Origin of the sequence: Acidisarcina polymorpha, from assembly GCF_003330725.1 — a bacterium.
GTDB lineage: Bacteria > Acidobacteriota > Terriglobia > Terriglobales > Acidobacteriaceae > Acidisarcina > Acidisarcina polymorpha.
Genome location: NZ_CP030840.1, coordinates 5632627 through 5652490, shown reverse-complemented (window position 1 = coordinate 5652490; position 19864 = coordinate 5632627). Strand labels below are relative to the sequence as shown.

The window sequence follows — 19864 nt, the reverse complement described above, 5'->3', positions numbered from 1 at the left end:
CGAAAGTTCTACTGTGGACTGATAAAGAAAAAGAGCATCGTAAAGACTACATCGACCATAACTACCAGAAAAATCGACATAACCACGGCTCTCGTGGTCGAGCGGCCAACCTGCTCCGCTCCGCCTCCAGTGTTCAGGCCTTCGTGACAGCCAACCGCAGCGATCGTGATGCCGAACATAAAGCTCTTGATGAGCCCGGTCACGATATCACGCAGAAAGAGAGCGTCGAGCGAGGCGCGTATATAGCGGACAAAGGTGAAGTCCGCCTGGGCTACGCCAAAGAGCGCCCCGCCGAGAATCCCCATGAAGTTGGCCCAGATCGTCAGACACGGCACCATAATCATCATGGCCAAAAATTTCGGGGCCACCAGATAAGGAATCGGGCCGATCGCCATGGTCTCCAGCGCGTCGATCTCCTCTGAAACCTTCATCGTGCCGATCTCGGCCGCAAACGCAGATCCCGAACGACCGATCACCAGGATTGCGGTGATGAGGGGACCGAGTTCCCGGGTCATCGACAATGCGACCGCCGTCGCGACCATGTTGAGCGCACCAAACGTGCGTAGCTCGTAAGCTGCCTGCAGGGCGAGAATCAAACCAATAAAAAACGTGATCAGGGAGAGAATCGGGAGAGCGCGTACGCCGACTTCCATCGCTTGGGATACGGCGGCCTGCAAGCGAAGCCGCTTCCCCTGAAAGGGTGCGACGAAGGTAAAGTATCCGGCACGAGTCGTCAGAGAAGCCAACTCCCCTACATACGAGAGGCCCCCCGTCACCGTGACACCGATTTGAGCGAACAATTCTTCCACTATGATCTCAACGCACTTCGGCCAGACCGTTTCGAGACTGATGATCCGGTAGAGATAGACTTAACGCTGCCCTTCCATCAAGAGAAGCAGCTCTTCATCTTCGTTCCGCTCGTACCACTACTTGTGAGAACGGTCTGCAAAGGGGGGACTTCTTATTCGGCGAGGGCAAGCTCTTCGGTGTCGTAAATTTCAAAGATCTTTACCAGCCTCGACAACTGCATAACTTCGCGCACGGTTTGATTAAGATTACAGAGACTGAAGCGCGCACCCACGTCGCGAGAAGCCTTCAATCCCTCAATCAGGGAGGCGATTCCGGAACTGTCTATGTACCTTACATCGCTTAGATTCAGCAAAACCCGCGGAGGTGGCACCGTCTTCAACTCCTGCAGCACTATTTTCCGGAGCTGGGGAGAATGCGCCATATCTATGTCACCGGACACATCAAGAATAGTCAGTCGATCCGAGCGGCGGGTCCCTATTTGCACTCTATCTCTCCTCCAGTTTCCTGGTCAGTTTGCGCTCTCGCAAGGACCTTCACCATGCGAAGGTAGTTCGTTCCCTTGTCGTGTCGGAATTCTACCTTATCCATGCATTCTCGAATAAAATGAAGCCCTAAGCCGCCGGGCCGTACTTCGTCCAACGGGCGCCCTCGAAGTTTCTCTTCATTCAAAGGAACGCCCCGATCGAGAACGACAATCTCGAGCAAATCTTGAAATGAACCGTTCTGCTGCGTCTGCCCACGACAGAAAGAGATGGAGATCGGCCGGTCAAGCTGTCCCAGGTAAGCGTGGCGAATGACATTGGTCAGCGCTTCGTCGACTGCCAACACCACCGCTCTAGCCTGCTCCGGAGATAATCCCAAGTTCTCGGCAAGCGCGCCTAGAGCTCCTCGTACGGAGCAGAGCATCTTGGGATCGCTCCTCAACTTTAACTTCAAGAGTAAGCTGCGGTCGTTCAAGCGCGCATGGACCTCGAGGTGGACTTCAGCTTCGTTTGGATAACAACGGAAGACTAACAGCATCTTGATAGGAACTGGAGCGCAAAAGCGATCTGACCGCTACTTTGTCATGACGTGAAATTACAGCCTGGCCCCGGAGGGCAGTGCCGGCGCGCGCTGAAAACAACCAGGCAGAACTCGCCGTTGATCCAGGTCTCTCCTTTCTCCGCTGACATATAGCCTGGCCGCATAGCTCGATCAATTCTCGATCAAGGTTGGAGGCTTGAATTCTCCGGTTCACGTCCGCACTCGCCGGCACGTTGGTGAGGCGAAGCGCAGTGTCAACAAAGCACATGGTGCGAGGAGCGGGTGAGTGCCCCGTCGCGCCAGAACGGCTCGCATTCCGTCCCGCGCCATGCCCGCCTCAACAAACCAGCAGCTAACCAGTATCCACTTATCCGGCAAAGGAGTGCCGCCCGCTTCAAGGAGGCCTATCTTATAACAGATCAGCGATCGGGACTTTCCGCGGCTTGCAATGCCTGTCTGGCCAGCTCGCGAAAGGTCTCTCGAAGTTCAGTGGGGCTGTGCACGACAATTCGCCGTCCCGTACTGAGTAACATCGCGGCGAACATCTCCAGGCGGTCTCGGCCGCAGCGCAGGCGTGTGCCGCACTGTTCGGGTTCCATAGCGATCCTCCATGGCGCAAAGTTGCGATCGGCCTCGTCAATCGGCATGTCGATCCACACGTCGATCTGGTAGGCGGATTGAACAAAGGGCATGTGCTCAGCAAAATAGCGGCGGGCATCGAAATCCTTCGGAGGCTCAAAGGTTGCGCTACACAGTTCGAGGTGCGTCGCTCGGTCAAGTCGGAAGGTACGCAGAGCCTTGCGTGACAGACAATGCCCAATAAGGTACCAGCGCCCGTCAGTATGCATAACAGCGTAAGGCTCAATCTCCCGATGAGAGGTGGTCTCAGTATGGGATCGATACGCAAAACAAATTCGGCGGCCTGTGCGAATGCCGGAGGCGGCTGCGATCAGGCCCTCCACCGCTGTCGGAACCACCCAGGGGCCCGGTTCAATCGCCACCACATCTTCCACGGTCCGGATGCTCTCGCGCAGCGCCTGGGGAAGAACACGCCCTAGCTTGGACAACGCTCCCTCTGTGGCGGGCGCAAAGGCTGCGAGGCCGATCTGGCGCAGCGCCCGTAAACCCAGAGACAGCGCGAACGCCTCTTCGTTCGTCAGTAGCAGCGGCGGCAGACGGAAGCCGGGCCGTAGGCGATAGGCTCCGCCTACGCCCGGGGATGAGTCGATGGGGATGCCTAGATCCTTCATCCGCGCAATGTAGCGCTGAACCGTCCGCAGGTCTACCTCCAGGCGCTCTGCAAGCTCCGCCCCGGCTACACGATCTCTCCCCTGCAGGATTTCAAGGAGGGTGAAGACGCGCATGATCGGGTCGTACATTCAGGCTCCTTTTAGTCCCATTTACGAACCCTATCTGCGACAAGGGCTGTCGGGGATGATCCGTATTCTGAGCTTAAGCCCAAGCGGGCAGAGGGGGATGAAGAATGGCAACCGAATCGATACCGGTCAATCTAATAACGGCTGACGCTTTGCTGCAGAATTGGCAGGGCCACAGACGACTCACCCGCAAGACCATCGAAGCGTTTCCGGAAGACAAGTTGTTCCACTTTTCTGTGGGCGGCATGCGGACCTTTGGAGAAATGGCTCTGGAATTGATCGGCATGGCAGTACCCCTGGTGGAAGGAGTGTCTAGCGGCCAATGGAAGGCATTTGAGCCCGGGAATCCCGGCACAAAGAACGAGCTTCTGCTGCTATGGGACGCGCAAACGGCGCAGCTGGACGAGAAGTTTCCAAAGATTCCACTGGCCCGGTTCTGGGTCGTCGAGAAGGCGTTCGGCGAGTGGGAGATGCCGGCTTTGGCAATGATCCAGTATGCCATCGACAACGAAATTCATCACCGGGGCGAAGGATATGTGTACCTCCGGGCGCTTGGCATTCAGCCGCCTCCGTTCTGGGAACGTGACTGACTAAGTCCTGAGAACACTGCTGAACCCATAAATCCACTGAAACCACACATCCTATGAAGGAGGGTGCTTGATCCAGCTCAGCTTTCGAGAAGTAGGCCTCAACCTGGCCGCGGGGTTCTTTCCCCCATTACACTGACAGGCGCCAGAGATGGCCTGAACAGCGTCAGTAGACTTCCGGCGACTTCCATGCCGGTGGGCGGTTTCGCGACCACAGGGGTCAAAAGTCGGGCGACTGTTCTGCTCTTTTGCTTGCGGGATCGGGAGAGTACGCGCTAAGCCGCTGGGTCCGGGAGGAAGGAAGACCGAGCATGGTTGCCATGCGCACCAGGTCGGCCACCGAACCCGCTTTCATCTTTACCATGACCTGACCGCGATGAATCTTGATTGTCTTTTCGCTGGTGCCGAGTTCCGCGGCGATCTGCTTGTTGAGGTACCCGTCGGCAACCAAAGGTAAGATCTGGCGTTCGCGGTTCGTCAGCGATCGGTAGCGCGCTTGCAGGTCGGTCATCTGGCCGCGCCTCGTCAACTGCCTTCGATGTTTCTCGATGCCCTGCTGCATCGCGTCCAGCAACTGCTGCTCGTTGATGGGCTTGGTCAGGAACTCCAGCGCACCAGCCTTCATCGCCCGCACCGTCATAGGAATGTCGCCGAAGCCGGTGATGAAGATGATGGGCAGATCGATGTTGGCGTCCGCGAGTTTCTCCTGAAGATTCAGCCCACTCAGGTCCGGCAAGCGTACATCGAGCACCATGCAGCCCGGGCGGTCGATGTGCTTCGCCTCGAGAAAGTCGCGCGCGGATGTGAAGGTTTCCGCTTCCAGACCCACTGAACGAATCAGCCGTTGCAATGCTGAGCAGACGGCGAGATCATCATCCACGATATAGACCACTGGCTGTAGCTGTTCCATGGCGCACCTCTATGCGGCCGACGCCAGCGCAAATTGAAAAGTCGCGCCACCTGTGGAGTTCAGTGTGGCCCACAACTTTCCCCCGTGGGCTTCGATGATCGAGCGGCTGATGGGCAGGCCCATTCCCATCCCGTTCGGCTTCGTCGTGAAAAAACTGTTGAACAATTTGCTCATGTGATCGGCCGGGAACCCTGGTCCACAATCGCGGATAGCGACAACCACTTCTCCCGTCGTCGCCAATTGCGAGCGTACCGTCAGCGCGCGTGGTCCGTTCATCGTCGTTGTCATTGCCTCTATGCCATTCATCAGGAGGTTGATTAAGACCTGCTGGAGTTCCACACGGTCGCCGAGGATCACGGGCAAGTTGCGTTCGAGGTGTGTTTCGAGCTTCGCCTGGTGCCGGTCGACTTCGCCTCGTATCAGCGGCATGACCTCCACGATGACCTCGTTGATATCGAGCTTGTGCCTGCCGGAATCGGACTTCTTCACCTGACTCCGGATGCGCGTGATGATCTCCGAGGCTCTTTTGCCGGAGGCTGCTATATCACCGATGGCCAGGCGAAGTTCCCCCATGTCGAGCGGCTGGGCATCCAGCATCCTGGCGCATGCATTCGCGTTGGCAACGACTGCGCTCAGCGGTTGATTGACCTCGTGTGCGATGGAAGCGCTCACTTCACCCATGGATGCAATCCGAGAGACGCGAGCCAGCTCCGCATGGGCTTCACGCAGTCCCTCTTCAACGCGCATGCGCTCCCGGATGTCGTGGCTGATGGTCGCCAGACCGATCTTTCCGCCGCTCTCCACAGGATCGACGACGAAGATGGTCTGGTGCATCGGGATCACATCGTCCGATCCGAAATGACGAAAGCGTATCTCGCCCTCCCAATTGCCTCTTTCAGTAGCCGCCGCCATGCCTCTGAGTAGGCGATCGCGGTCTTCATCAATCACGTAGTCCAGCGGAGATTTTTGCTGCACCTCTTCTTCGCTCAGTCCTACCAGTTCCCTGCCGGCGGGATTGACGAAGATCGTCCGTCCCTCTCGTGAGGTGAAGCCAATGAAATCGCGGCTGTTTTTCACCAGAGCGGAGAATTGGCGCTGCGCTTCCAGGTTCTCCTCAATCAGCCGCTTGCTCACGATCAGCTCGCGCGTCAGAAGAGCCAGGTCCTCACCCTGACTGGCGAGTTCTTCCTGGAGGAGATCTTTCGTTCGTTTGATCGTGACGAGGTTCCGGACTCTCGCCAGCAGTTCGGCCGCGGAAAATGGCTTCACGAGGTAGTCCTGCACTGACTCCGCCAGCAGTCTGAGGCGCAGCATGTCATCCGCCTTGGCGGAGAGCACCAGCACTGGCGGTTGCGGCACATTGCGATGCGCACGCAGATGCTTCACAAACTCATCCCCACCCAGCTTTGGCATCATGAGATCCGTAACCACCAGATCGGGCGTTTTAGCAATAGCCTGGGCCAGACCCTCGACGCCATCCGCGGCTTCGATCACCCGATAGTCGCTCGAGAGTGTTTCTGCAATGAAGCGGCGCATCTCCGAATGGTCTTCCACCACCAACACGGTCGGATTGCCTGCCGCCTGAGCAGGCCTCGGGCTCTGCACCTGGTCCCGCCGTAGTTCTTCCACGGTTGTGCTTGTGATCATCGAGACTTCGGACACCGATTCGGCATCGCTTGCGATTCTGACGACCGAACCACGAGGTGCACGGAGCGGAATCTCGACCTGCACCAGGGTTCCTCCGGCTGGCGCGTCGGAGATGGCGATCGTACCGCCGTGCAGTTCTACGAAGTCTCTGGCGATGGACAGCCCTAGGCCCGTTCCGCTGAATTCGCGAGTAGTTCCACCCTGTGCCTGGCGGAAGCGTTCGAAGATTTTGTCGCGCATTGCGTGAGGAATTCCCGGTCCGCTGTCCTGCACGGCCAGGACGAAGCCGTCGTTTCTGATTGCAAGCGTGCACCGGATACGTCCGCCGCTGGGTGTGAACTTGAAAGCATTGGAGAGCAGATTGAGAAGCACCCTTTCCAGCTTCTCCGCATCGACCTCCGCACGAACAACGTCAGGCGTGACGATGACATAGGAAATCGTCCGCTGTGGAGCCAGAGCATCGAAGTGCGCCGCCACGGTACGCACCAGTCGCGAGAGATCGATGTCGACGTAATCCATCGTCATCTGGGCGGCGTCGAGCTTCGAAAGATCGAGCAGGTCGTTGACATGTTTGAGCAGCGTCGCGGCATTGTGCCGGATCACGCCCAGATTGCGCCGCTGCATTTCGCTAAGATTTGCGCCGGCAGCGAGCATTGACTCGGCGGGGCCGAGGATGAGCGCGAGCGGAGTGCGTAATTCATGGCTGACATTCGCGAAGAGGTCGCTCTTCAACTGATCGAGTTGGCGGACCTGGTCGAGAAGTCGCTCGAGTTCCTTGTTCTTCCGCGCCAGCTCTGCTTCGGCTGCTTTTTTTTCGGTAATGTTGCGGCCTTCGGCCAGCAGAAACACAATTCTGCCCAGCTGATCGCGGACCGGCATCAGCGAGAAGTCGATCACGATCGTCTCTTCGCCGGCAGACCGTCCATAGATCTCGATGTCGCAGCGGATAAATTCGCCGCGAGCCGCTCTTCCACACAGCTCGCGCTGCTTTTCCTTCGTTTCACTGCAGACCTGCCACCAGCGTGTTTCCCAAAACGGCCGGCCCTGGATGTCGCTCATCTGGATTCCCGCCCCTTCCAGAGCAGCGCGGTTGATCTCGAGCGTCATGCCCCTGGCGTCGAGCAGGCCTACGAACTGATACATCTCATCCAGGATGACTCTTGCCAGTTTCTCCCGAAGTGTCTGAGGCGTATCGGTCCGGGAAAGGACGACGTCCCTCAGGTTCAGGATCGAGTTGTCTGCAAAGAGCTGTGCGCCTACCGCCGCCACGATCTCCTCCCCTCTAATAAGTCATCGAATCGCGCGAAGACTGCTCTGCAACGGGGGTTGCATTTCGTCGACGGCAACAAATCCGCGACGATGGACGAAGATCGTTATGTGATGGGCACCCTGGAATGGAGCGGCCGGCACCTATACTCGAAGCGGAACAGGCGGCCGGCAGCAGGGGCGGGACCGGAAGACCGTTCCGGGCATATAGACGGTACGCTCTGCGAACAAGATAGCCAAGGGAAAGCGTTTCGCGTCGCGGGCACTCGTTCGCCTTATGAAAGGTAGTTGCACCGTAGCCCGTTGATCTGCTCAAACGATCCGCGCGTACCATTGTCTCGGCCTTATGGTTATGACCCGGCCAACTGCAGAGCCGCTTGAACAGCTTGCAGAAGAACCTCGTCGCTGAACGGCTTCCCGAGGAAAGCGAGCGCGCCTGCCTGCATGGCCTGCGCTCGCGTGTAGGCATCGTCCCGAGCTGAGATAAAGATGATAGGAACTCTTCGACCTCTGGCGGCCAGCCGGCTCTGCAGTTCCAGGCCACTCATTCCGGGGAGCCCATGATCGAGGATCAGACAATCACAATGCCGGCCGGAAGCCGCGTCCAGAAAATCCTCCGCCGATGCGTAAGTCTGCGTCTTCATACCGGCTACTTTCAACAAACGCCGAAGGGCACTGCGGACCTCGCCTTCATCGTCGACGATCGTGATCCGGTGTTCCATCGGGTGTCCTTTCACTGGGAAGGTTACGTAGCTTCAGCGGAGCGTGTCTATTGGACCTTGGTCCTACATCACATGACCTTGGTCCTATATCACGCTAATGGAAAAAGACCGCCACCCTTATCGAATGGTATTCACGACGGCCCTAAATAGATCCTTGTTTTAGCCGCCGCTGCTTGACGCCCGGCATGACCCGGCGCAGAAAGCCTCCGAAAAACGGTACGATAAAGCTGTATCCCGTGCCCCGGGGCTGTAGATCATGACCATCTTGACTGTCTGCGCTTCGAGAACTGATATCAATGTGGCACGGGATTTTCGTTCTCAATCGGGCAATCATGGCATGAGCGGAGCGGCTTCAGAAAAGACTGTTGCAGCATTTGCATCCGGCGTTGCAACGGCGGGCCGCCAGTTGGGCTTTCATCGCCAAACAGCTCGGTTTCCCATCAACCGTTCCGGGCGTCTGCCCGCTTTGCATTCCGGGCTTCTGCCCGCTTCGCATTTAGGGATGAAAGTATTTTCTAAGGTAGTGCGCCGTTTTACTGCGCTCGGACTTCATCACTTCACTCGGCGGCCCACTTGCGACGATCGTGCCGCCCTCGTCGCCCGCTCCCGGCCCAATGTCGATCATCCAATCGCTCTCGGCAACGATCTGCATATCGTGCTCAACCACCACAACCGTGTTTCCCGCTTCAACGAGTCCGTCCAACTGCGCCTGCAGGCGTTCCACGTCTGACGGATGAAGGCCGGTAGTCGGTTCATCGAGAATGTAAAGGGTGTCTCCATGCTGAGCACGCTGAAGCTCAGTGGCCAGCTTGATGCGCTGCGCCTCGCCTCCGGATAACTCCGTGGCCGGCTGGCCCAGCTTCAGATATCCCAGCCCGACATCGCTCAGGACTCTCAGGGAGCGCTGAACAGTCGGCTCACCGGAGAAAAAGTCGAGAGCCGCTTCGACCGTGAGCGCCAACACCTGGGAGATGTCCTTATCGTGATACTTGATCTCGAGTGTTTTGGGATTGAAACGCGCTCCATGGCACGTGGGACAAGGAGCATACACGCTGGGCAGAAAAAGAAGCTCTACACATACCGATCCCTCACCCGAGCAGGTGGGGCAGCGGCCTTTCCCCACATTGAATGAAAATTGACCCGCATCATAGTGTCTCGATCGCGCCAGCTTTGTGGCCGCGAAGAGCCTCCGCACATGATCGAACAGCCCCGTATAGGTGGCCATGTTCGAGCGCGGCGTGCGTCCAATGGGCCTCTGGTCAACGCGAACCATGCGCCGCAGGCTCTCTACACCGCTCACGATTTCACCTGCGGCAGTTATCGGCGCAGCTTGTTCGAGTTCCTCGTTATCGATATCCCCGTCAGGTTCAATCCTCTGGCCCAGGCGATCAGCCACCAGGTCCACAAGCGCCTGGCTGATCAGGCTCGACTTCCCCGATCCCGAAACACCGGTCACCGAAGTAAACACACCCAGCGGAATTGCCACATCCAGACGTTCGAGGTTATTGAGGCTGACGCCACGGAGGCGAAGCCAGCCGCGCGGCTCCCGGGGTGTTCGGCCAGTCGAATGCCCTTGCGCGAAGATGTACCGGCGAGTCTGGGAGGCGGTCACAGTGCGCAGACCATCCGGCGGACCACTGTACAAAATCTGTCCGCCGTTCTCTCCGGCTCCCGGCCCCACGTCCACGAGCCAGTCGGCGCTTCGCATCACTTCGAGTTCATGCTCAACCACAAACAGCGTATTGCCCGACTCCTTCAGCCGATGGAGCGCCTTCAACAAGGCATCCGTATCCGCAGGGTGCAGACCGGCTGACGGCTCGTCGAGCACATAGACTACGCCGAAAAGATTGGAGTGTACCTGCGTTGCCAAACGCAGACGCTGCAATTCACCCGGCGAAAGGGTTGGCGTGCTTCGCTCCAGCGATAAATATCCGAGACCAAGATCGAGCAGCACCTCAAGCCTCGCCAAAATGTCCTGGGAGATTCGCTGCGCAACGATCGCTTTCTCTGGATGCTGCCCGTCTGGGTTCGCTTGGCCCGTGCCCCGATCTTCCGCACACGAGCGAAATATGGATTCCAGCCGCTTCATGGGGAGGGCGGAAATCTCGGCGATGTCCATTCCCGCAAACTTCACTCGAAGGGACTCCGGCCGCAGCCGCTTGCCATGGCACACCGGGCATTCCGTACTCAGCATGAACTGCGCGACGCGACGCTTCATCATAGCGCTCTGGCTGTTTGCGAAGGTGCTGAGTACATAGCGTCGCGCTCCCGTGAACGTTCCCTGATAGCTGGGCTCCAGTTTGCGGCGCAGGGCTGCCCGAGTCTCCGTGGGCGTAAATCCGGCATACACCGGAACGGTCGGCTGTTCGTCAGTAAACAAAATCCAATCGCGGTCCTTTTTCGAAAGCTCGCGCCACGGCTTGTCGACGTCGTAGCCGAGTGTCACCAGGATGTCTCTGAGGTTCTGGCCCTGCCATGCGGTCGGCCACGCCGCAACTGCGCGTTGGCGGATGGTCAGCGAGTCATCCGGAACCATCGACTTTTCCGTTACCTCGTAGATGCGCCCCAGCCCATGACACTTGGGGCAAGCTCCTTCAGCCGTGTTGGTAGAGAATGATTCGGCATAGAGCATCGCCTGACCAGAAGGATAATCTCCGGCGCGAGAATACAACATGCGCAAGAGGTTGGAGAGCGTGGTCACGCTACCGACGGACGACCGGGTCGTCGGGGACCCTCGCTGCTGCTGCAGAGCGACCGCGGGAGGCAGCCCGTCGATCGAGTCAACCTCCGGCACCGCCAATTGGTGGAAGAGACGCCGCGCATAGGGCGACACCGACTCGAGATATCGCCTCTGAGCCTCAGCGTAGAGCGTGCCGAACGCGAGCGACGACTTCCCGGATCCCGAAACCCCCGTGAACACTACCAGGGCGTCGCGGGGAATATCGACGTCGAGGTTTTTGAGGTTATGCTCTCGCGCGCCCCTGACCCGCACCATCCCATCAACTGCGGCTGCGCCCCTGCGGCGTGCTAAATCATCCCCTGTCATGCGGCTTTCTCATTTCTATAATGCGGACCGCAAGCAAAGGTATCATCCTGCCGCTTCGCCGACCAGCGCATCAATACGCAAGTTCTGCAGCTGGAACGGGCAGTCGGAATCTAAGGTCGTGTCAAAAGCCGCTAATTGCGGCTCCTGACGCCGTATTAAGCTATTTGGAAGAGTCTGTTCCAACTCTACTAGTTGCTAGTCTCATATCCTTCGGGTCGGATGCTCCTCTAAGCCTAAGGTCGTACGAATGGGTCCTACCAGAGACCCGGGTAGCTCTACTCGCTGTGGAGAATTGCGCCTCGCTGCGTCCGGGCGCTAGCATGAACATCCATAAGACATGAGCGTGAAAATTTCTATTTTAGGATTGGGTATCATGGGCGCGGCGATCGCGCGTACCGCTGCTCGCGGCGGTTTGAATACTACGGCGTGGGATCGATCGCCCGAACGCGCCTCCAGTTTTGCTCACGATAACGTCCGATTGCACAAGGCGCGGGGGATGCTGTTCAGGATGCGGACATCGTCGTCACCATGGTGTCAAACGCCGATGCGGTGCTGAGCATCATGAAGGAACGAGAGGTTCTGTCGGCGATGAAGCCGGGCGCCGTCTGGATACAGATGTCGACCATTGGGGTTGAGGGGACGGAACGCGCGTTCCGCCTGGCCGCCACACGGCCCGAGATCGCCTTCCTCGATGCGCCGGTCTCGGGTAGCAAAGCTGCGGCCGAACAAGGGAAGCTGGTCATTCTTGCGTCAGGCGACCAAGCTCGCTTGGCCGCGACAGCACAGCCGTTCTTCGATGCAATCGCTGTGCAGACACACTGGCTCGGTGATGTAGGACAGGGAACGCGCATGAAACTCCTGTTCAACGCCTGGATCGCGGTCCTCAACGAAGGGGTCGCGGAAGTTTCTATACTCGGAGACGCACTCGGGATCGACCTGGGCCGTTTCGCGTCGCTGGTCTCGGGTGGTCCTCTGGTTCCAGCGTGGGCAGTGGCTAAATTCCAGAAGATAAAAGCGGGCCGCACCGCGGAAACGGAATTTCCGCTTCGCTGGGCACACAAGGATGTTCAACTTGCACTCGCAGCGGCGGGAGAAGAGCGCGCCCGGCTTCCGATCCTTAACAACATCGACGCTACCTGGGCAGAAGCCGAACCCGGCTTCGGAGCAGACGATCTAAGCGCTATCTACCTGGCTCTTACCAATGGAGTGAAGCGATGACGACCCTATCAACTCTTCCGAAGGTCATGAAAGCTGCGGTTGTGGATGCGGCCGGGCCCCCTGAAGCCATTCACATCAAAGAGGTGCCCATACCCGCACTGCCGTCTAACCACGTCCTTATCGCGCTCGAGTATGTGGGTGTGGGCATCTGGGACGCGGAGCAGCGTGCAGGATCGTGGGGATCCGTCAAACCGGGAACAATCATGGGCGCAGACGGGAGCGGAACAATCGCTGCCGTTGGCAGCCATGTGACAAGGTTCCGCGTAGGCGATCGCGTTTACTCTTACAGCTACGGCAACGGCGGATTTTACGCGCAATACGTCAGCGTTCCCGCGGACAGGGTAGCTCCGGTTCCAGCACACCTGGATATGAAGATCGCAGGGGGAATGCCGTGCATCGCATTGACAGCTCAATCTGGTCTGGAAACTCTGAAAGTGACTCGCGGGCAAACCGTATTGGTCTTCGGTGCGAGCGGCGGCGTCGGTTCCTGCGCGGTCTGGCTGGGCAGCGAGAAAGGGGCGACGGTCGTGGGCACGGCGCGGCCGGAAGCGCAGGAGTATGTTCGGTCGCTGGGAGCCGCGCACACAATCGATCCAAATTCATCGGAACGCGAGGGCGCAATTAAACGCGCGGCCAAGGACGGGTTCGACGCTGCCCTGGTCACCGCCGACAGTAACGCGTTGGCGTCCTTCTTTTCGCATCTGAAGCCGAAAGCGCCGATTGCCTTTCCGAATGGCGTTGAACCCGAACCACGCTTCAGCGGCCATCCGGCTTCAGCATTCGATGGCGCGATGTCGCATGAGGCCTTCGAAAAGCTGAATGCGGCGATCAGTACCAGGACCCTCCCGCTACGGGTCCAGGTCTTCTCATTCCAAGACGTGGCTGCTGCTCACCGCAGGATTGAAGAAGGGCACGTGGTCGGAAAGATCGTCCTGCACATTGACCTATAGACTTGCCCGCGAGCGGCGCCACGGGATCCATTGATCCACATCGTTCAGCATGACCTCGTCAACGTAGCACCAGCCCCAATCCTCACCGGGCTCGAAGGAGCGCATGATGGGATGGCTGGTGCGATGGAAATGTTTGGTGGCGTGTTTACCGGGAGATTGGTCGCAGCAGCCGACGTGGCCGCACTCCAGGCATAAGCGAAGGTGAACCCAGGAACTCCCCGTCCTCAAGCACTCCTCACAGCCTTCGGGAGTGCCCGGAGATACACGTCGAATCTGGCCTAAGTGTGAACATCCTGACATAAGCGTCTTCCTTTCAGCGGCTGGCTAAATAACGGTGAACAAAGGTAACGGCCATTGCGCCTTCCCCGACGGCCGAGGCGCATCGTTTGATAGACCCATGGCGAACATCGCCGGCGGCGAACATTCCGGGAAAGCTGGTTTCCAGATAATAGGGTTCGCGATCGAGCGGCCAAGTCCCGGAAAAGCCATTGTGCTGCCGTAAATCCGGACCAGTAACGAGATAAGCTTGCTGGTCGCGCACCAGGCCGGCTTCTGCAGCCCAATCGGTGTTGGGCAGGCCGCCAAGACACAGGAAAAGCCAGCACGTCTTGATCATTTCCTGCCGGCCGGTCAAATTATTGATGAGAGTAATGGCTTCTAAGTGGTTGTCGCCATGCAGCTCAAGGACTTCGGTATGCGGTCTTACCTCGATCTTCGGCGAGGCCGATATGCGATCGATCAAATAGTGGGAGAGCGTTTCCTTCAAGCCATCTCCACGAATCAGGATGTAGACTTTTCGAGCGTAGCGGGAGAAATGTATCGCCGCCTGTCCGGCGGAGTTGCCGCCACCGACCACGAAGACCACCTGGCTGCTGCACAGCTCCGCCTCGCTGGTGCCGGCGCCGTAAAAGACACCCGCGCCGCGCAGCCGTTCTTCGTTCCAAAGGTTGAGACGGCGGTATTCAACACCAGAAGCACAGATCGCGGCGTGCATCACAAAGCTGCTGCCATCCGCCAGGTGACCAATCGACTTTCCGGGCACGAGCTCGGCACGAACCCCCTCATGCAACAGAAGGATCTCGGCTCCAAAGCGGTTGGCCTGGTCACGGGCACGTTTCGCGAGGTCATTGCCGCTGATGCCCTCCGGAAATCCCAGGTAATTCTCTATCCTGGAACTGGTACCCGCCTGTCCGCCGACGGCGTAGCGCTCGATCAGTAGGGTTTTGAGGCCCTCCGACGCGCCGTACACTGCAGCACTGAGCCCGGCAGGGCCGCCGCCCAGAATGGCCAGATCATATTCTGCGCTCGATGGCTTTTGGAACCAGCCTAACTTCTCCGCGATCTGGCGAATGGTGGGATTTTCCAGCCTGGCGCCGTCAGGAAAAAGGCAGACCGGCAAGCGCTGATCGTGCAGATCGTTGACTTGGGCCAACTCCCGCGCCTGCTCATCCGAGGTCAGCTCAATCCATTCGAATGGAACATTGCTGCGGTATAGAAAATCACGCAGCCCGTAACTGGCGGATGAACCGTGGGTGCCCAGGAGCCGTAGCTGTAACGAATGTTGAGGAGTCGACGCGCTCATTTTATTTGCCTCACAAGATCTACAACATCGGAAGCCTGTCGGGACGTGGACCCAGGGGGAAGGCCTTGTCGATGCGGGCGATGTCTGCTGTAGACAACTGGAAATCTCCGGCACCCGCATTTTCCGCGGCGTGCTCGGGAGTCGAAGCTTTGGGAATGGTGAAAAGTCCGGGGCTGCGCACCAGGAACTGGAGCGCCACCTGCCGAGGAGTGGCATGCTGCAGTTCTGCTATCTCGTGCAACACGCGCTCCCCCGGGGAGTGGGGCGCCGGGAATGCTCCATGGCCCAGTGGACTATATCCCACCACTGCCACTTTGTGCTTCTGACACCAGGGAATAACAGCATGCTCAACGGCCCGCTCCTGGAGGTGATAAAGGACCTGGTTACAGGCGGGCAGATCTTCGCCGGCGATTCCCGCGATTTCCTCCAGATCCTCCACGTCGAAATTGCTGACTCCCCAGGAGAGTATTTTTCCTTCCTCGCGCAGCTGCTCGAAAGCGGCGACCGTTTCCTCCAGCGGATGGCGTCCACGCCAGTGCAGGAGGTAGCAATCCAGGCGATTGGTCTTGAGCCGCAAAAGAGATCTCTCACACGCCTTGATGGTGGTGCGCCGCCCGGCATTCTGAGGGAGGACTTTTGAGACCAGAAACACTTCGTCCCGCCGACCCGCAATCGCCTGGCCAACCAGCTTCTCGGCGGCTCCGGAGCCGTACATCTCAGCGGTATCGATGTGTTTCATGCCCCGATCGAGACCGAGGCGCAACGCAGCGACGGCTGAAGCAGGGTCATCGTTTTCGTCATACCAGGTGCCCTGCCCGATCACCGTGACCTGACGCTGAGTAGATCCGAAATAGCGTTGTTCCATTTGCTGCCCCCAAAAGAGGTGGGGGCGGTATCCACCCCCACATGACCAAGGCACCAAGACTACGCCGCCGGTTTTAGAACAACTTTCGTCCACCCTTTGTCGCGCGCGTCAAAATGTTGGTAGGCATTCGGTGCCTGGTCGAGAGGCAACCGATGCGAAATGATCCAGGAGGGTTTTGCCCGGCCGGCGTGAATCAGATTGCGCAGGTGCCGGTTGTAGTGCTTGATGTTGGCTTGCCCAGTGCCAATCGACTGCCCTTTGAACCAGAAGAGTCCCATGTCAAAAGCAATCTCACCCTGCTTGGCGAGCTGATCGGCGCCCCCCGGGTCTTTAGGCAGGAAAATGCCCACAACGCCGATTCCACCGGTGAAGCGTACGGAGCCCACAAGATTATTCATCGTGAGATTGGGTATCTCGCGGCCATGTGGCTCGTGACATTGATAGCCTACGCATTCACAACCTCGGTCGGCGCCCTCTCCGCGGGTCTGTGCCAACACTTGCTCGACCGGGGAAGCTTTCGAGTCGTCGATGGGAATGCAACCGATCTTTTCTGCCAGAGCAAGCCGGTCGGGATGGCGATCGACGACCATGACCTTACTCGCGCCCTGGATCGTCGCAGCTAAGGCGGCCATCAAACCAACCGGGCCGGCGCCATAAATCACAACGGACTCGCCGGGTTGGAGGCCTGCGAGACGGGTGCAGTGCCAACCGGTGGGAAATATATCGGACAGAAGTGCATAATCGTCCTGCTTTTCCCGGGCGTCGTCTGGTAGCCGCAAGCAGTTGAAGTCGCCGTAGGGGACGCGGAGGTATTCCGCCTGTCCGCCCGGAAAAGGTCCCATGTCGGCGAAGCCATAAGCAGCTCCGGCCATTCCCGGATAAACGGTGAGGCAAAACGCGGTAAGACCGGCTTCACAGTTCTTGCAGAAGCCACAGCCGATGTTAAAAGGCAGGCTGACATGGTCACCTTTCTTGATGCGGCTGATTCCAGGACCTACCTCGACGACTTCTCCGGTGTTCTCGTGACCGAAGACGCCTCCCGGTTTGAAGTCGGTCCGGCCCTCGTACATATGCAGATCAGAACCGCAAATGTTGGTGGTGGTGATCTTGACGACCACGTCGTTAGGCTGCTCGATTTTGGCGTCAGGAACATTCTTTACCTTGACGTCGCGGGGTCCGTTGTAAACGACTGCTTTCATAGTCCTCTCCTCTGGTACGTGCCTGTTGCTAGAAACGCCATGCAAGCTGCTAGTTCCTGATGCGCGAGCCTTATAGTGCCCGGTAGCCGCTGCTATTCCTGCCGCGAGCTTCTTCGAGCGCTAGCGCCATCTTTCATCCACGTGCGGCTTCGGCTCCTCACCGCGCTCTTGCGCGAGCGTGAGGTAATCGATGTAACCTATGGCGCCACCGCCGTAATAAGTGGCGGGATCATCCGCATTGAGATGAGCATGCTGGCGAAACCTGTTCGGCAGATCCGGATTGGCCAGAAACTTGCGCCCGAATCCAATCAGATCCGCTCGACCTTGCTTAAGCCAGTTCTCTGCGGTTCCCTGATCGAAGCCGCCCGTGATGATCAAGGTGCCACGGAACTTCTTGCGCATTAAATCCAGCATTCGGATAGCCCTCGGATCAGGCTCTATTCCTTTTTCAAGTTCGGCAATCGCGGGATTAACTAGGTGCAGGTAGGCTAGTCCGTACTCGTTGAGCTTCTTCGCAACGCAGCCAAAGGTTTTTTCCGGGTCTTGGTCGCATATGTCGTTGAACGTACCTAGCGGAGAAAGCCGTACGCCGACGCGATTGGCGCCCCAGACTCGGGTGACCGCCTCCACCACCTCAAGGAGAAGCCGCGCGCGGTTTTCGACGGAGCCGCCATACGCATCGGTACGCCGGTTGGTGCCGGAGTTGAGAAACTGGTCAAGAAGATAGCCGTTTGCTGCGTGAATCTCGATGCCGTCGACGCCGGCCTCGAGCGCATTCCTGGCTCCGCGCACGTATTGCTTAATGATGTAAGGAATTTCCTCCGTCTCCAACGCGCGTGGAGTTACGAAAGGGACCAGCTCTCCCTCGCCGCTTTCATTTTCGATGAAGGCCAAGCCTTTAGGTTTGAGGGAGGAGGGCGCCACGGGCAGCATGCCGTCAGGCTGGAGCGAAGGGTGAGAGATGCGGCCAACATGCCACAGCTGCATGAAGATCAAGCCGCCGGCCTTGTGCACCGCCTCGGTGACAAGCCGCCAGCCTTCCACCTGATCCAGGCTGTGGATGCCCGGTGTCCACGCATAGCCTTGTCCCTGCTGAGAGACCTGGGTCGCTTCTGAAACGATGAGAGCGGCCGTGCTGCGTTGTGCATAGTAAAGAGCATTCATCGGAGAAGGCACATTCCCGGGTTGGCGAGCGCGCGATCGGGTGAGCGGCGCCATGAGCATGCGGTGCGGAAGTTTGTATCGGCCAAGTTGGACTGGCTGGAATAAAGTCTCCGTTGCGGCTTGCTGCTCCATGGTGTTCTCGAGCACCGCTGTTGATGCCGATTCGCCGCCATTCCTGTTCGAGCTCGATTCCATCACATCCGCGACCTCCGCACTGCCTGGTCGCGTCATCACCTCCGTTGCTGCCGCTAACAGTGCAGTGGTGGCGCCGCACGAAAGAAAGAGATGTTGCCGGAATCCGCTGAAGACACTATCGAAGTTACTCAGGGAGGATGACTCGCTTCGCATCTCAAACGCCATGGTAATTTCCGCTGTTGCTCTGGCAGTGCGCGACCCGTGCAGGATTGCTGAGGCGTTGTAATCTACTTCGCGGTTTGTTCCGCGGCGGCTAGCGGGGGTTAGGTTCGCCATTCCTTATCTCCTTCATGATTTTTGCTGGCACCGTATACAGCATGGACAATGGATCATGGCCCGGGAACAAGCGGAAACGCCTCATCGCTTTCATCGAGTACAGCTTCGTCAACTGCAACTTATCTGCACCTGCGTTTCCCGAAAAACGAGGCAAGAATGAAGTGCATCCATGCGACGTCGTAAGAGCCTCCACGACCTTTGGGCTAGGATCCGGTGCGGTCATGTGGCCTCGATGATCGCCGCCGACAGTGAATTCAACTCATAGGGACCGTCGTGACGGATATCGTTAATAAAAAATGCGGGAGTGCTGTCAACGCCGCTACGCACACCGCTCAGAAAGTGTTCGCGCACCCGGACCGTGTGCGCGTGCGCAACCATCTCTCGATTGAATTGCTTCAGATCGACTCCATTACGCCTGGCATATGCCTCCAGGTGTCTGTGGGATAACGCGCCCTGGTTGGCGAAGAGAGTGTCGTGCATCTCCCAAAACCTGCGCTGTACTCCTGTGGCTTCCGCGGCTTCAGCAGCGTTTTGGGCATGCGGGTGCAAAGTGATGATTGGAAAGTGGCGGAAGACAAAGCGCAGCTGGTTGCCCAAGCGTTTCTGCAACTCCTTCACGATGGAGTGAGCCTCGCCACATCGGAGACACTCGTAATCTCCATATTCGACTAGAGTGATCGGCGCTACAGGTGGTCCTTGGACATGGTCTCGTCCGTTTACAGGGAGGCCAAGCATTATTGTGCCCATTGAACTCATGCATTCATCTCCTGCTCTGAAGTACTCAGCTCCTCAGTGCCGCGATCAAACTGACTGTCCCATTCGCTTACAGCACGTTGCATACCGAGATTCGCGGCCCCTTTCGGACTCTTCATGAGCAATTTCCACTTCGCAGATCCTAGCGCTCGCACATCAGCAAGACAATCCTTCGTGAGGAGGAAGAAAGGTTAAGTAAGGAGTTACAAGCTTCACTCGGACGTGGGCAGCATGGGACCATACGACCATTTCCCTATACGCGAGAAGAACCTACG

The 19864-nt window shown here is 58.1% G+C and carries 17 protein-coding genes and 1 pseudogene; 4 read left to right on the top strand and 14 right to left on the bottom strand.

Annotation, left to right across the window (positions count from 1 at the left end; genetic code table 11):
- Positions 1–8 precede the first annotated feature (8 nt).
- The 4 genes from ACPOL_RS24115 to ACPOL_RS24100 form a co-directional block, all read right to left on the bottom strand.
- Positions 9–809 (bottom strand): MlaE family ABC transporter permease, encoded by an 801-nt coding sequence (locus tag ACPOL_RS24115; protein ID WP_161557546.1) that lies wholly within the window; start codon positions 807–809, stop codon positions 9–11.
- Between the two features lie 152 nt (positions 810–961).
- Entirely contained in the window at positions 962–1294 is a 333-nt protein-coding gene (locus tag ACPOL_RS24110) for an STAS domain-containing protein (RefSeq protein WP_114209315.1), read from the bottom strand.
- Entirely contained in the window at positions 1285–1716 is a 432-nt protein-coding gene (locus tag ACPOL_RS24105; protein WP_161557545.1) for an ATP-binding protein, read from the bottom strand. Before ACPOL_RS24105 ends, ACPOL_RS24110 begins: the two co-directional genes overlap by 10 nt.
- 536 nt (positions 1717–2252) lie before the next feature.
- Positions 2253–3212 (bottom strand): helix-turn-helix transcriptional regulator, encoded by a 960-nt coding sequence (locus ACPOL_RS24100; protein ID WP_114209313.1) that lies wholly within the window; start codon positions 3210–3212, stop codon positions 2253–2255.
- A gap of 104 nt (positions 3213–3316) precedes the next feature.
- On the opposite strand from ACPOL_RS24100, the gene ACPOL_RS24095 reads away from it, so the two are divergent.
- The gene (locus ACPOL_RS24095) at positions 3317–3799 is read left to right on the top strand and encodes a DinB family protein (protein ID WP_114209312.1); all 483 of its coding nucleotides are present in this window, start codon (positions 3317–3319) and stop codon (positions 3797–3799) included.
- A 217-nt stretch (positions 3800–4016) separates the two neighbouring features.
- Here ACPOL_RS24095 and ACPOL_RS24090 read toward each other — a convergent pair whose 3' ends face one another.
- From ACPOL_RS24090 to ACPOL_RS24075, 4 genes are all read right to left on the bottom strand, one after another.
- Entirely contained in the window at positions 4017–4706 is a 690-nt protein-coding gene (locus ACPOL_RS24090) for a response regulator transcription factor (protein ID WP_114209311.1), read from the bottom strand.
- A 9-nt stretch (positions 4707–4715) separates the two neighbouring features.
- A complete protein-coding gene (locus ACPOL_RS24085) occupies positions 4716–7622 on the bottom strand; it encodes an ATP-binding protein (RefSeq protein ID WP_114209310.1) in 2907 nt (968 codons plus the stop codon).
- Between the two features lie 347 nt (positions 7623–7969).
- The gene (locus ACPOL_RS24080; RefSeq protein ID WP_114209309.1) at positions 7970–8341 is read right to left on the bottom strand and encodes a response regulator transcription factor; all 372 of its coding nucleotides are present in this window, start codon (positions 8339–8341) and stop codon (positions 7970–7972) included.
- Positions 8342–8837: 496 nt separating this feature from the next.
- Positions 8838–11387 (bottom strand): excinuclease ABC subunit UvrA, encoded by a 2550-nt coding sequence (locus ACPOL_RS24075; protein WP_114209308.1) that lies wholly within the window; start codon positions 11385–11387, stop codon positions 8838–8840.
- A 337-nt stretch (positions 11388–11724) separates the two neighbouring features.
- Here ACPOL_RS24075 and ACPOL_RS36525 point away from each other — a divergent pair.
- The 3 genes and pseudogenes from ACPOL_RS36525 to ACPOL_RS24060 all read left to right on the top strand — a co-directional run.
- Positions 11725–12155 (top strand): annotated as a pseudogene (locus tag ACPOL_RS36525) (NAD(P)-dependent oxidoreductase); the annotation flags it as partial.
- Positions 12156–12194: 39 nt separating this feature from the next.
- Entirely contained in the window at positions 12195–12605 is a 411-nt protein-coding gene (locus ACPOL_RS36520) for an NAD-binding protein (protein ID WP_414633390.1), read from the top strand.
- Positions 12602–13555, top strand: a complete 954-nt coding sequence (locus ACPOL_RS24060) for a quinone oxidoreductase family protein (RefSeq protein WP_114209305.1) — start codon at positions 12602–12604, stop codon at positions 13553–13555. Before ACPOL_RS36520 ends, ACPOL_RS24060 begins: the two co-directional genes overlap by 4 nt.
- On the opposite strand, the gene ACPOL_RS24055 is transcribed toward ACPOL_RS24060, so the two are convergent.
- The 6 genes from ACPOL_RS24055 to ACPOL_RS24025 all read right to left on the bottom strand — a co-directional run bounded on the left by ACPOL_RS24055 (position 13550) and on the right by ACPOL_RS24025 (position 19592).
- A complete protein-coding gene (locus ACPOL_RS24055; protein ID WP_114209304.1) occupies positions 13550–13855 on the bottom strand; it encodes a ubiquitin carboxyl-terminal hydrolase 14 in 306 nt (101 codons plus the stop codon). The genes ACPOL_RS24060 and ACPOL_RS24055 overlap by 6 nt on opposite strands.
- A 13-nt stretch (positions 13856–13868) precedes the next feature.
- Complete coding sequence (locus ACPOL_RS24050) at positions 13869–15137, bottom strand: NAD(P)/FAD-dependent oxidoreductase (protein ID WP_114209303.1); 1269 nt, start codon at positions 15135–15137, stop codon at positions 13869–13871.
- A 19-nt stretch (positions 15138–15156) separates the two neighbouring features.
- Positions 15157–16002, bottom strand: a complete 846-nt coding sequence (locus ACPOL_RS24045) for an aldo/keto reductase (RefSeq protein WP_114209302.1) — start codon at positions 16000–16002, stop codon at positions 15157–15159.
- 59 nt (positions 16003–16061) lie between these two features.
- Positions 16062–17201, bottom strand: coding sequence for a glutathione-independent formaldehyde dehydrogenase (locus tag ACPOL_RS24040; RefSeq protein ID WP_114209301.1), 1140 nt, complete (start codon positions 17199–17201; stop codon positions 16062–16064).
- A gap of 120 nt (positions 17202–17321) precedes the next feature.
- The gene (locus tag ACPOL_RS24035; RefSeq protein WP_236656995.1) at positions 17322–18836 is read right to left on the bottom strand and encodes an alkene reductase; all 1515 of its coding nucleotides are present in this window, start codon (positions 18834–18836) and stop codon (positions 17322–17324) included.
- 219 nt (positions 18837–19055) lie between these two features.
- Positions 19056–19592: a DsbA family protein gene (locus tag ACPOL_RS24025; RefSeq protein WP_114209299.1), complete on the bottom strand. Its 537-nt coding sequence runs from the start codon at positions 19590–19592 to the stop codon at positions 19056–19058.
- Positions 19593–19864 lie beyond the last annotated feature (272 nt).